General features: G+C 54.8%; 14 protein-coding genes. 6 read left to right on the forward strand and 8 right to left on the reverse strand.

What is annotated here, in order from left to right:
• The first annotated feature begins 79 nt into the window (after positions 1-79).
• Entirely contained in the window at positions 80-592 is a 513-nt protein-coding gene (locus J7M22_02630; protein ID MCD6505500.1) for a CocE/NonD family hydrolase, read from the forward strand.
• Between the two features lie 33 nt (positions 593-625).
• On the opposite strand, the gene J7M22_02635 is transcribed toward J7M22_02630, so the two are convergent.
• Entirely contained in the window at positions 626-1,450 is an 825-nt protein-coding gene (locus J7M22_02635; GenBank protein ID MCD6505501.1) for a creatininase family protein, read from the reverse strand.
• Between the two features lie 194 nt (positions 1,451-1,644).
• Here J7M22_02635 and J7M22_02640 point away from each other — a divergent pair, with 194 nt between their 5' ends.
• The 4 genes from J7M22_02640 to J7M22_02655 all read left to right on the forward strand — a co-directional run bounded on the left by J7M22_02640 (position 1,645) and on the right by J7M22_02655 (position 5,308).
• On the forward strand, positions 1,645-2,385 hold the full coding sequence (locus J7M22_02640; protein ID MCD6505502.1) for a 2-phosphosulfolactate phosphatase: 741 nt from the start codon (positions 1,645-1,647) through the stop codon (positions 2,383-2,385).
• Positions 2,369-3,592, forward strand: coding sequence for a tyrosine--tRNA ligase (locus J7M22_02645; GenBank protein ID MCD6505503.1), 1,224 nt, complete (start codon positions 2,369-2,371; stop codon positions 3,590-3,592). The genes J7M22_02640 and J7M22_02645 overlap by 17 nt, the downstream gene beginning before the upstream one ends.
• Before the next feature lie 76 nt (positions 3,593-3,668).
• Positions 3,669-4,460 (forward strand): thiazole biosynthesis protein, encoded by a 792-nt coding sequence (locus J7M22_02650; GenBank protein ID MCD6505504.1) that lies wholly within the window; start codon positions 3,669-3,671, stop codon positions 4,458-4,460.
• Positions 4,457-5,308: a hypothetical protein gene (locus J7M22_02655; protein ID MCD6505505.1), complete on the forward strand. Its 852-nt coding sequence runs from the start codon at positions 4,457-4,459 to the stop codon at positions 5,306-5,308. The genes J7M22_02650 and J7M22_02655 overlap by 4 nt, the downstream gene beginning before the upstream one ends.
• A 40-nt stretch (positions 5,309-5,348) precedes the next feature.
• On the opposite strand, the gene J7M22_02660 is transcribed toward J7M22_02655, so the two are convergent.
• From J7M22_02660 to J7M22_02690, 7 genes are all read right to left on the reverse strand, one after another.
• Entirely contained in the window at positions 5,349-5,897 is a 549-nt protein-coding gene (locus J7M22_02660) for a manganese efflux pump (GenBank protein MCD6505506.1), read from the reverse strand.
• A 2-nt stretch (positions 5,898-5,899) separates the two neighbouring features.
• A complete protein-coding gene (locus tag J7M22_02665; GenBank protein MCD6505507.1) occupies positions 5,900-6,940 on the reverse strand; it encodes a Gfo/Idh/MocA family oxidoreductase in 1,041 nt (346 codons plus the stop codon).
• Between the two features lie 2 nt (positions 6,941-6,942).
• Positions 6,943-7,206: a gamma-glutamyltransferase gene (locus J7M22_02670; protein ID MCD6505508.1), complete on the reverse strand. Its 264-nt coding sequence runs from the start codon at positions 7,204-7,206 to the stop codon at positions 6,943-6,945.
• Between the two features lie 143 nt (positions 7,207-7,349).
• Positions 7,350-8,729, reverse strand: coding sequence for a sigma-54-dependent Fis family transcriptional regulator (locus tag J7M22_02675; GenBank protein MCD6505509.1), 1,380 nt, complete (start codon positions 8,727-8,729; stop codon positions 7,350-7,352).
• 38 nt (positions 8,730-8,767) lie between these two features.
• On the reverse strand, positions 8,768-9,820 hold the full coding sequence (locus tag J7M22_02680; GenBank protein ID MCD6505510.1) for a GHKL domain-containing protein: 1,053 nt from the start codon (positions 9,818-9,820) through the stop codon (positions 8,768-8,770).
• Positions 9,817-10,425: a DedA family protein gene (locus J7M22_02685; protein MCD6505511.1), complete on the reverse strand. Its 609-nt coding sequence runs from the start codon at positions 10,423-10,425 to the stop codon at positions 9,817-9,819. Before J7M22_02685 ends, J7M22_02680 begins: the two co-directional genes overlap by 4 nt.
• 8 nt (positions 10,426-10,433) lie before the next feature.
• Positions 10,434-11,468 carry an NAD(P)-dependent alcohol dehydrogenase gene (locus J7M22_02690; GenBank protein MCD6505512.1) on the reverse strand — a complete coding sequence of 345 codons (1,035 nt, stop codon included), beginning with the start codon at positions 11,466-11,468 and terminating at the stop codon, positions 10,434-10,436.
• 190 nt (positions 11,469-11,658) lie between these two features.
• On the opposite strand from J7M22_02690, the gene J7M22_02695 reads away from it, so the two are divergent.
• On the forward strand, positions 11,659-13,098 hold the full coding sequence (locus tag J7M22_02695) for a sulfatase-like hydrolase/transferase (GenBank protein ID MCD6505513.1): 1,440 nt from the start codon (positions 11,659-11,661) through the stop codon (positions 13,096-13,098).
• Positions 13,099-13,166 lie beyond the last annotated feature (68 nt).

Genomic DNA, 13,166 nt, shown 5'->3' on the forward strand with positions numbered 1-13,166 from the left:
GGATGTTTTCCCATCAATTACTACGCTCAAGGGAATTCCGAGCGTGGATGAAAGGAAGGGAAGATGAGGAGGGCCGAATTTGCTTATCCCTGCCGGTCCGATGGATCAAAGTGAGCTTGAAAAGAAGCCGGACGTTCTCGTATTCCAGACGGAATCCTTAGAGGAACCCGTTCAGGTGATAGGAAGGATCACGGTTAAACTTTGGGCCAGCTCATCATGTGTGGATACCGACTTCGTGGCGAAGCTGATGGACGTCTACCCTGACGGGCGATCGATGCTCATAGCAGACGGCATCATAAGAGGTCGATTCAGAAGATCGTTGAGCAGAGAGGAGTTGCTTGAACCCGGGGCCATATATGAGTTCGACATAGATCTCTGGTCGACAGCGATAATCTTCAACAAAGGTCATCGGATCAAACTCCATATCACCAGTAGCAATTACCCGCGCTTCGATATCAATCCGAACACCGGTCAGGATTATCATGAGGGATACGAGATGAAGGTGGCCGAAAACACCATCTATCACGACAAAAATCACCCATCACATATCCTGTTGCCGATTGTACCTCTGGAGAGGAAGGATGGAAGATGAGCTAAGAGCCCGAAATCGGGCTCTTGGTTACACTTATATCATGTTAAACGCCTCTATCGCCTTATGATACTCCCCCTTAGCCAGGGCCAATACGCCTTTCCAGTAGTTTTCATCGGCCATCGCTCCACGTTTATGGGTTTCCAATGTTCTAAGATGTGCGGCGCAGGCTGTGATGAACCGTGATCTCTCCCTCGGACTGAGCTCCAACAGGGTTTTAGCCGCTGAGGAAAGCCTCTCGATGATGAGATCGCATACCTTCTCGCCCAATTCCCTTGAAGCGTGAACCCTTGGATCCTCACCACCGACGCCGTCCATCGGTGTCCCCGGCGGCTCAGCCTCCTTCATCTCCACCAGATCCGGAATGAGATACATCATGATCGATGTCTCCCATTTCGCGGCGTGATCTCCCCTATAGCCTATGTCACAGGCGGCCTCATACTCAGGCATGGCATAGATACACATCCCACTTCGATACATCACCTCCAGCGCAGCCCTTTTGATCTGGTAAACCTGCTCAAATCCGTAATGTCCTGTAACGGCTATGATTACCCTGAAGCCGACATGCCCCATTTGTTCGAAGATCGATACTGCCAGATCGTGTATCAGATCTTCCGACATTCTCACTGTCCAAGGATGAGGCATACCGCCTATGGGCCAGAAGGTGGCCGGCGTTACCACCCCTCCGCCCTTTTGAGCTGCCCTGATGCAGAGCTCCCAGGCTTTAACCGCATCCAGGCCCAGAGGATTATGATATCCGTGCCATTCCAGACTGCCAAAGGGTGTATACACCACTGGGAATTCCTTGAACCTTGCTTCGATCTCCCTTGGTCTCAGCCTTTCCCAACGCACTTCCTCCATCTGAAAGACCTCCTTTTCCCTTGAGTGAGATCACTTAGCAGCATATTTATACCATAGATTAACGGACAAGTCGATACAAATTTCTCATACACCCCGATGTCTCTTAGCTCTTGATATATCTCCCGATGTTAGGTTATAATCAAGTTGAGCGAAAGAGGAGATAAAAGTCCACATTTTAAGGCATGAGGCCAAGGATGAAACTGGATGTGATCTTTTGTCCATCTGAGGTGGAAGCGATCAAGTTAAGGGGCAAGGTGGCAGTTGTGGTGGATGTGCTTAGGGCCACCAGCACCATCGTCACGGCGGTAGCCAACGGCGCGCGGTGTGTTATCCCTTTCCTTTCGCCCGAAGAAGCCCTCAAGGCCAAGAGATCCGATCCGAGGGGGATTCTGGCATGCGGCGAGAGGGAGGGGAAAGCGGTCGAGGGGTTCGATCTGGGAAATTCGCCGCTCGAATACAAACCCGAAAGAATACGGGGGAAGATCGTGGCGCTCACCACAACCAACGGAACCAGAACCTTGAAACTGTGTGCTTCAAAGGGGGCTTCCAGGATATTTGCCGGTTCGTTCCTCAACCTCTCGGCGTTGTGTCAAAGGGCGATCAGGCTCGGCGATGAGATCGTCATGCTCTGCTCCGGCAAGGAGGGCAGATTCGGCCTTGAGGATGCCGTGTTCGCCGGGTTTTGCGTCTTTAAGCTCGAGGGACTCTCACGAGGCGTGGAGATATCCGATTCAGCCCTCGCTGCCAGAGGTTTGGCCGAGGAGTTCAGCGATATCGTCGGGATGTTCCTCAGATCGGAACATGGGCGATACTTGGCGAGGATAGGATTTGAGGAGGATCTGCGCTTTTGCGCTAAAATCGATCTCTTTGACGTCGTTCCGGAATACATGGTAGAAGAAAACTGTCTGAGGGAAAACGATGAAGGTAAGCGTTGACCAACAGATCGAAATCATAAAACGTGGTGCGGTGGAGATAATATCGGAGGAAGAACTCCGGATGAAACTTGAAAGGGCGCAGAAGGAGGGACGTCCGCTCAGGGTGAAGTTGGGGCTCGATCCCACAGCGCCCGATATCCACCTCGGTTCGGCGGTCGTGTTGAGGAAGTTGAGACAATTCCAGGATCTGGGCCATGAGGCGATCATCGTCATCGGCGATTTCACCGCCATGATAGGCGACCCCAGCGGTCGATCCAAGACCAGACCCCAGCTCTCCGAGGAAGAGGTCAAGAGGAACGCCAGGACATACGAGGAGCAGTATTGTAAGATCCTCGATCCCGAAAAGACCAAGGTGGTCTTCAACAGCCAATGGTTGGGAAAGATGAACTTCGCCGACGTGATCAGGTTGGCCGCTAAAACCACGGTCGCCAGAGTTCTAGAAAGGGACGATTTTCAAAGCAGATTTGAGAACGAGCTGCCGATAGGGCTACACGAGATACTCTACCCACTGTGCCAGGCCTACGATTCGGTTGTGCTGGAGGCGGACGTGGAGATGGGGGGAACCGATCAGAAGTTCAACAACCTGATGGGAAGGGATCTACAGAGGGCTTTCGGCCAGGAACCGCAGGTCGTGCTCCTGATGCCCCTTCTCGTCGGCCTGGACGGCAGGGAGAAGATGAGCAAATCGCTTGGGAACTATGTCGGCATAGAGGAGCCGCCGTTTGAGATGTACGGCAAGATCATGTCCATACCGGATGAGCTGATGATCGATTACTTCGTGTTGACGACTGACGTGCCGATGCAGGAGATCCGTCGGATAGAGGAGGGACTGAAGGAGGGAACGATACATCCCAAAGAGGCCAAGAAGAGGCTGGCGAGGGAGATCGTAACGATGTATCATTCAGCCGAGGCTGCCCGGAAGGCGGAGGAGGAGTTCGAGAGGGTTTTCGCCCAAAAGGAAATGCCCAGCGAGATGCCTGAACTCAAGATATCCTCCTCTGAGCTCAAGGAAGGTAAGATCTGGTCCGTCAAGCTGCTCGTTATGGCCGGTATAGCTAAAAGCAACCGAGAGGCCAGAAACTTGATACTTCAGGGGGCGATGCGGTTGGATGGCAAGAGAATCAGCTCCCCGGACGATGTGCCGATCAGGGACGGTTCGATTTTGAAGGTAGGTAGAAAGTTCGCAAGGATTAAAATAGCAGATTAGCTTTTTAGCAAGTGGCTCGGGACTATAAATGACTATTCGCTTAAAATCGGCTGAAATCCGATAGGAGGTGTGTAGGATGCAGATCTTCAAGCCCGTTGGAGAGAAAGAGGTTACCAGGGCCATAGTGGATTCCTTCATGAGACAGTTCCACGAATATGCCGAAAGCGACGTGATAATCGTCGGGGCAGGCCCCAGCGGCCTGATGACGGGTAAGGAACTGGCCGCCGCGGGGGTTAAGGTCTTGATCGTCGAGAGGAACAACTACCTCGGCGGAGGTTTCTGGATCGGCGGATACCTGATGAACAAGGTTACCGTCAGAGAGCCCGCTAACGAGATATTGGATGAGCTGGGTGTGCCGTACGAGAGGTTCTCCCCCGGCCTCTATGTAGCCGATGGCCCACATGCCTGTTCCAAGCTCATAGCGGCAGCCTGTGACGCCGGGGTGAAGTTCGCCAACATGACCAAGGTGGATGATGTGGTTCTGAGGGAAAACGGAAGGGTCGCCGGAGTCGTCATCAACTGGACCCCTATCTCCGCTTTGCCCCGTGAGATCACATGCGTCGATCCCGTGGCGATAGAGTCGAAGCTTGTCGTGGACGCCACGGGTCACGACGCGGAGGTGGTCTCAAAGCTGGAGGAGCGCGGGCTGATCAAGAAGGCCGGCACAGGAGCCATGTGGGTGGAACAGTCCGAGGATCTGCTGGTGGAACACACAGGCGAGGCGCATCCCGGGTTGATCGTGACCGGTATGTCAGTGGTGGCGCTTTATGGGCTGCCGAGGATGGGGCCAACCTTCGGGGCGATGCTGGTGTCGGGCAAACGGGCGGCCGAGATCTGCCTTGAAAAACTCAGGGAGATGAAAGGGTGAGGAGAATCCTCCTCTATGACGATCCGGCCACCACGAATTTGAACTTATCCGAGATAGCTCTGTATCTCCGCGGGAAACTCCCGGGATTTGAGATCGAACGCAGGGGAAATTTCTTCGAATACCACCTCGAGAGGCTGGATCGGTCGGAGAGGGAAGGGAAGATCGATCAGCTCGCCCGAGGGATCGCCTCGTGCAGAATCAGAAACCTGATGAGGCCGAACGACCAGATCGGTTTCGAGCCGCTCTACGGCGAGATGCAGTTCGAGAGGAGGGGTATCCTGCACCCCTCCCGAAAACCTTTCGGGATACTCTATGACGGTTACGATCTCGCTAAAATTCTATACGGATTGATTCCCTCCGATGAGAGGGAATTCGACAACTTCCACCTGATATTCACCAATCAGCTTCTCGGGACGTGGTCCACGGAGGATGGAAGGTATCACGCCAGGGTGATAATCCTTTCCGTTCCCTGTCTGATCTCCACGACGGGTGTGGTGGAGGCGCCCGCCAAGCCGAGGGAGTTTTACAGGCTTAAACACGCCCTTCAATCCCTCTCAGGGGGTCAGGTGGATTATCCGCTTTATCTGGAGCTGAAGGGGAAGTTCGCCGATAGGTTCATAGATCACGGCGATGAGAGGCTGACGGAGGTGTTGAAGGGATATGCGATGCAGGCCGTTTTCTATCACTTCTTCGGCGAGCCGTTCTGCGACGATCCGGATTGCAAACTGTTCAACGCACACTGGCAGGAGGAGATGATAAGGGCGCAGCTCAGATCGGAGAAGGAGCTCTGTCGGAGGCACGAGAGGATATTGATCTCCTTAAAGGCCTTTAAACTGCGGAGCTCATAGCAGCAGATTGAGCTCTGACCTCCTTTCCCTCAAAGATCTTTCACACCGTGAAAAGCATCTTGAACCCCAAACCGATCAGCACCATTCCTCCCAGCACCTCCATTCTCCTGCCAAAGAGGGAGGAGAGATGATGTCCTATTCTCACGCCCGCCATGCTCATCGTCGCCGCCACCAGACCGATGATGGCACACGGGACAAGCAGGTTTGTCCCGAGTATCCCCATCCCCACCCCCGCGCCCAGCGCGTCCACGCTGGTGGCTATCGAAAGGAGTATCAACGTCCAGCCCTTCGTCCTATCGCGTGTCGGTTTTTCCTCGTCTTCAGTTTTAAACGCCTCGTAGATCATCTTGGCGCCGATTCCCCCGAGCAGCAGGAAGACGACCCAGTGATCGTATCTCTGTATCACGCCGACCAGGTTTTTGCCCACCAGCCATCCGATTATAGGCATCGTGAACTGGAAGAGTCCGAAGTGAAAGCTCAGCCTTATTGAGCCGCGCAAGCTGGTTCCCGATGATCCTATCCCCAAGGCCACCGAGAAGGCATCCATCCCCAGGGCGACGGCGAGGGCCAGCGTCTCCCAGATCCTCATCTTCACCAGGAGAAGTAAGTCGGTACCGGTCTGTTCTCTTTCGCCGATCTGTTCGCTGCCAAAGTGACGTCCAGGGTCTTGAGGGCGTCTATGTAGGGGGATTTAATGCCCGATGGATCGCCCCTCCTGACGGCGTCTATGAAGGCCTCGTCTATGGACGGCTCCTCTCTGGGGGTAAAGGTCACCCCGGCATCCTCGGGATAAACCCGCGGCTCCCTGCCCCTTACCTCGATCCTCATGCCCTCAATGTAGATATCATAGCCGCCTCTGCCGGGGATGTTGGTGCAGCTTGAGGCGATGTAACCTAAAGCGCCGTTGGCGAATTGGAGGGTTAAGATCTGAAGGTCGGGTATCGTCACCTCAGGCGTGTGTTTGTGAACCTGAAGGGCGTATCTGGCATAGACCTCCCTGACATCCCCGACCCAATATCTCAGCAGATCCACCTGATGGGTGGTCTGCTCGACCAACTGGCCGCCCGAGCGTTCCATCATATGCCACCACCTTTTAGGGATTATCATGCTCCCCCATCTTTCGGCGACCGCCATGGCGATGTTCTTATCCTGGAGGAACTCCCTGATGGCCTCGACATAGGGGCCGTATCTGAGCTGATATCCCACACAGCTTATCACACCGTTCCTCTCGATCGCCTCCCATATCTGTATCCCCTTCTCCAAGGTCAAAGCGACGGGCTTTTCGACGAAGAGGTGGATCTTCTTCTCGGCGGCTCTGATCTCGGCGTCATAATGTGCGAACGGAGGCACGCTGACATATACGGCGTCCATCTCGACCTCATCTATCATCCTGCGGTAGTCGGTATAGGCTTTGGCGCCGTATCTCCCGGCGGCCTCAGCGGCACGGGACTCGTTCAGGTCGCATATGGCGACTATCTGCGTGCCTTCGATCTGGCTCACCCTGTTCATGTGACCGCTGGCGTTTCCCCCAGCGCCTATAAATCCCACCTTGACGACATCGAGCATCTCAAATCCCTCCTTGAAAGCCGGATTGAACAGCAATAGTATACATCCCACTCCGACTTGAGTCAACTTCAATATCCCACGGCACAGCCATCTCTCCTATGATCGGAACCGCCGTGCAGCGATCCCGTCTCGGGATCTATGAAGATCGCTTGGCCTCCGCCGAAGAAGGTGTTGGGGGGAAGAAGTTTATGTCCGCGCCTTTCAAGCTCACGGGCGACCTCCTCGGTTATGCCCTCCTCCAATGCGATCGACCCGCCTCCCATGTATCTGAACCTCGGCGCGTCTATGGCGTCCTGGACGTTCATATCGAAGTCGACCAGGTTGCATACCACCTGTAGATGGCCCTGAGGCTACATGTCGCCGTCCATCAACACCTTTAACCCCACAAGCGCCGCCACCGGTTGGCTCGTCGCCACCATCCCGTTTCGGCATATGACGGCGGATCGGGTTTTGAAGCTCTCAAACCTCTTGAACATCACCCCTTTTCCTCTGTTATCCCGTACTGTCGCATCTTGTTATAGAGGGTTATCCGGTTGATACCTAGGAGCTCGGCGGCCTTCATCCTGCGCCAGTTGGCCGCCTGGAGGGCCTTAAGGATCGCCTCCTTCTCAGCCATCTCCACGGCCTCCTTCAGCTTCATGACCCCCTTTGAGGCGGCAACGGCGGATAGGGGCTCCGTGCCTCTATCGGAGGGAAGTCTGAGTGAATCAGGGGTGATATACTCCCCCGTCTCCAACACCACGGCCCTTTCGATCACGTTCTCCAGCTCCCTCACGTTTCCAGGCCAGTCGTACTCCTCTAACATCCGCATAGCCTCTTCCGTGATGCCCTTGATCTCCTTGTTGTTCAGCTCGCTGTATTTTTTGAGGAAGTGATCCACGAGCAGAGGGATATCGTCCTTTCGCTCGCGGAGCGGCGGCAGTTTGATCTGGATGACGTTGAGCCTGTAGAACAGGTCAGCTCTGAACGTCCCATCCTCAACGGCCTCCTCGAGATCGCGGTTTGAGGCGGCGATGATCCTAACGTCTACCTTGATCGTCTTATTATCCCCCACCCTTTCGAACTCCTGTTCCTGAATGACCCTCAGCAGCTTGACCTGCAGGTGCGGCGGCAGGGCATCGATCTCATCGAGAAATATCGTCCCTCCATCGGCGTACTCGAACTTGCCGATCCTATCCCTGAGCGCTGTTGTGAAGGCGCCTTTGACGTGGCCGAATAGCTCGCTTTCGAGCAGGTTTTCGGGCAATGCGCCGCAGTTGACTTTGACGAAGGGGCCGCTGCTGCGCGGGGAACTCTCGTGGATGGCATGTGCCACGAGCTCCTTGCCGGTGCCGCTCTCGCCCAGGATGAGAACCGTCGCGCTGCTTGGCGCAACCGCCTCTATCAGCTTGTATATCTCCTGCATCTTCTCGTTCTGCCCGACCAACCTGTAGAACCTGTCCCGTGTCGCCAGCCTCTGTCGAAGAGCTATGTTCTCCTTCGTAAGCTCGATATGCTCCACAGCGCGTCTGATGAGATGTTTAAGCTGTTCATCCTCGACCGGCTTGGACAGATAGTAGAAGGCGCCCATATCCATGGCCTCGACCGCATCCTGTAGATCCGCATAGCCGGTTATCAGGATAACCTTCGTGTCAAGCTGTCGGCGGATGATCTCCCTTAAGAGCGACATTCCATCCAATTTGGGCATCTTGATATCGGCGACAACCACGTGGAATCTGGAACCCTCGATCTTCTCCAGAGCCTCCAATCCGTTGGAGGCCTCCTCCACCTCGTACCCTTCCCTGCGCAACATCTCACCCAGCGTTTCCCTTTCGATCTCCTCATCATCCGCCACGAGTATCCTTGCATCTGCCATTTTCGCCCACCCCGTGAAAAGTAGTCATTTGTTGTCATTTATGTCTGAAGGGGAATTCGAACCGTGACGGTCGTTCCCTGTCCCACCTCGCTATCTATTCGGATGCTTCCTCCATACCTCTCCACGATTCCCCTGCAGATTGAAAGTCCTAACCCCGTTCCCTCCCCGACCTCCTTGGTGGTGAAGAAGGGCAGGAATATGTTCTGCAATATCTCCGGAGGTATACCGACGCCCGTGTCGATCACCTGAAAGATGATGGAGCGATCATCTTTGTCGAACCTCGTCCTTACGGTCAATACCCCTCCCTCAGGCATGGCCTGAATGGCGTTTTTGATCAGGTTCACCAGCACGTGTTCTATGTCCTGGTGGAGTATCCTGGGCATTTCCTCGTCCAGCTCCTCGACGACCTCTATCCCTCTCCTTCGGATTTGGTCCTCGAAAAAGGATATGGTCTGGCGAACCATCTCGTTGAGATCTGCCGGTTTAAGCGTTTGAGTTTTCCCCCTGGCGAAGTAAAGGAGGCCCTTAATCGTTCTGTCCATTCTCTCCAGGGCGTCCTTGATCCGCGAGACATATTTTCGCCTGGGATCGTCCTCATACATGTCCTCAAGCAGGAACCTCACATATCTCATCGCCCCGTCCAGCGGACTGTTGAGCTCGTGGGCCAGATTGGCCGCGAGCCTTCCGATGGTGGCCATCTTCTCGGCCTGTATGGCCCTTCTCTCCGCCCGAACGGCCTCGGTGATGTCCTCCAGCAGGAGGATGATGTTATCCGGATCGGGTTTCACCAGCTTGATCTTCGCCTGTCTGGGAGTCGTCTCCTTCCCCGCCGGTTTGAAGAAGACCTCATCATCGATCTGTCCTTCGCCTCCTTTAACCCTCTCTATAGCCTCCTCGAGCCACTTATCCCCCTCGATCTTTTTGAATATGGATATCAGGTTCTCGATCCGTTCGCCCTGTTGAACCTCGGTGCGTCCTATCATCTCGGGGAAAGTCCTGTTGAAAGATGTTATCCTGAGGTCGAGGTCCAGGATGACGATCCCGATCCCCACCAGATCGCATATCTTGCAAGGTTGTATTCTTTCCTTCACGGTGACCTCTTTTTGAGAAGTTTGCGGTGTATGAGTATAATAATCACCGCCAACCCCAGAGCTATAAATCCAGTCCGACCGACCCATCTTTCAACCCTTTCCCATCCTTCCTCGAAGAAGAAACCGGCGGATGCGAAGAATCCGGCCCAGCAAACAGCGCCCAACATGTCATAAAACAGAAATTTGGCGACCTTCATCTTTATCATCCCGGCCACGAAAGGGGCAAAGGCCCTCAGGAACGATGTGAACCGGCCGAAGAAGATGGTTTTGCCGCCGTGTCGTTGAAAGTACCATTTTACCTTCTCGATCTCCCTTTCGCGCAGGAAGATGAACTTACCGAACCTGAGCGCAAGCTTTATCCCACCGTATCTGCCGATGAGATAGCCCGTGACATCCCCCATGAAAGCCCCCAGGCTGCCCCACCAGATGACATCCGGCAACCTCAGTATACCGCTTGCGGCGAAGAAACCTGCCAATATCACCGTCGTTTCGCCCGGAACGACCAGCCCGACGAAGATGGATGTCTCGAGGAACGTCATCAAAAAGATGAAACAATAGCCCCAATGTGAAAGATGGGGCGAGATCCACCCCACAAATCCATCCATTCGTTCAATTAGATCTCCACCATGACCTTCACGGTCGAATCCGGTCTTTCGATCGGTTCCCTTAACGCCTCCTCCACCCTATCAAGTGGATATCTGGATGTGATCATCGATCTAACGTCCACATCGCCCGATGAGATCAGCTCAAGGGCACGGGGATAGATGTTAGCGTATCTATGAACGCCCTGGAGCTTCAGCTCTTTGAAGATGATCTTGACGATATTTGTCGGCACGGCCTCCTGTGATCCGAGACCGATATGCACGATCGTTCCACCTCTTCTGGCAATCTCGACCGCCTGTTGTGAGGTGATCCCGGCGCCCGCCGTCTCGAAGACCACATCCACGCCGCGGCCGTTCGTAAGCTCCATGATCGCCTCAACCGTGTCCTTTTCCCCCGCGTTTATCGTCTCACAAGCGCCGAGCCTTCGAGCCAAATCCAGCCTGAAAGGATAAAGGTCCACGCAGATCACCTTTCCGGCGCCCATCGCCCTCGCGGACTGAAGCGCCATCAGGCCTATAGGTCCCGAGCCCAGAATGGCGATCTCATCGCCCGGCCTCACGCCTCCCAGGATCGCCCCGTGGAGCCCCACCGATAGGGGTTCGAGCATCGCTCCCTCCTCCAATGAGACGTTATCGGGCAACTTATAGCAGAAATCGGCTGGATGGACGACATACTCCGCGAAAACCCCATCGACCGGCGGGGCGGCGAAAAAGCGAACGTCGGGACAGAGGTTGTATCTTCCGGATTTGCAGAACTCACACTTTCTACAAGGAATGCCGGGCTCAAGCGCGACTTTATCGCCGGGTTTGAGGTTTTTAACGCCTTTACCGACCTCCTCTACCACGCCCGCGCTCTCATGTCCCAGGATCAGCGGCCTTTCGACGACGAAATCGCCTATCCTGCCGTGGGTGTAGAAATGCACATCCGAGCCGCATACCCCGACTGCTTTAATCCTGACCAGGACGTCGTCCTCCCTCTCTATCTTCGGATCGGGAAGCTCCTCTATCCTCAGGTCCCTTATGCCGTGAAGAACGGCGGCCTTCATCGAAAAACCTCCTTATCGAAGATCAACGAGGTAACACGGGGCATACACATAGTATAAAACGGCTTTGGAAATATGTCAATTGGAAGTCCCGCTAAATCCCTGAGAAGCTCTGTTGACATCCCCGATCAATTGTCGTATCATGAGCATTGAGGCAGCCTATGGCACCTTTGTTCCTTAGAGAGGTGATAGTGTGAAACCGAACATATTGTGGATTTGCAGTGATCAACAACGGTTCGATACGCTAGGGTGTTACGGCAACCCGTTCGTGCATACGCCGAACCTGGACCGTCTGGCGAAGAGAGGTGTCCTTTTTGAGTTCTGTTTCAGCCAAAGCCCCGTGTGTACGCCGAGCCGGGCCAGTTTCCTGACGGGACGTTATCCGCGCACGACACGGGCCCGCCAGAACGGTCAGGCCATCCCGGAAGACGAGGTGCTCATCACGCGCCTTTTAGCCGAGGCAGGCTACAACTGTGGCCTATCGGGCAAACTACATCTCTCTCCATGTAATCCTCGAGCCTGTCCGGCGATGGAACGCCGCATTAACGACGGCTATGCCGAGTTCCACTGGTCACATCATCCTCCTCCCGACTGGCCGACCAACGAATATATCCATTGGATTCGCGAGAGGGGCGTGCGTTACGAGACCCCGCCGTTTCAAGGGTCGAGGTATGTTCGCGTCGGGATGCCGGCCGAACATCATCAGACGACATGGTGTGCCCAGAAGGCGATCAACTTCATCGAAGCACATGCCTCGGTGAAACGACCATGGCTGTTTTCCATTAACTTCTTCGACCCTCACAACGCCTTCGATCCGCCGATGGAATATCTGGAGCGATATCTGGAGCGGCTCAAGGAGGTACCGCTGCCGAACTACGTTCCGGGCGAGACGGAGAACAAACCCCGTTTTCAACATCGTGAGCATTGGCGGGCCTACTCCCAGGGCTGGCCCCGACCCTACGAGGAGATGACCGAGGAAGACCATAAGCTGATCCGCGCCGCATATTGGGCGATGGTAGATCTGATCGATGTCCAGGTCGGACGCATGCTGGAGGCCCTGGAACGTACGGGGCAGTTGGAGAACACCATCGTCATCTTTACGTCCGATCACGGGGAGATGCTGGGCGATCACGGTATCTACCTCAAGGGGCCGTATTTCTATGAGCCCGCCGTTCGCGTGCCGCTGATCGTCTCATGGCCAGGCGTCATCGATGAGGGACGCCGCAGCGAAGCGCTGGTGGAGCTGATGGACCTAGCGCCGACGTTATTGGAGGCAGTAGGGTTGGAAATACCCCCTGGCATGCAGGCGAAATCGTTATGGCCCCTGGTGACCGGAAAATCGGATCTAAGCCATCACAGGGAGGATGTATACTGCGAATACTACAACGCTATGATCAGTCGTGAGGACCCGCCGGCCTACGCCACGATGGTGCGTACGCGGCGTTATAAGCTGGTGGTCGTGCACGGCTCGAATGAGGGTGAGCTTTATGACCTGGGGAAAGACCCAAACGAAACGCATAACCGTTGGGATGATCCGGACTATCAGCCGGTGAAGATAGATATGCTAAAACGGCTATGCGATCGGATGGCCTGGACGATGGACCCCCTACCTGAACGACAGGCAGAATGGTAATGAGCGATACTTACTGAAAATATAGCCCGCCGGCACCTGGTAGTAGTAGGGGTGAGACATTCGAGGAG

This window comes from Candidatus Poribacteria bacterium (assembly GCA_021162805.1).
Taxonomy (GTDB): Bacteria; Poribacteria; WGA-4E; order B28-G17; family B28-G17; genus JAGGXZ01.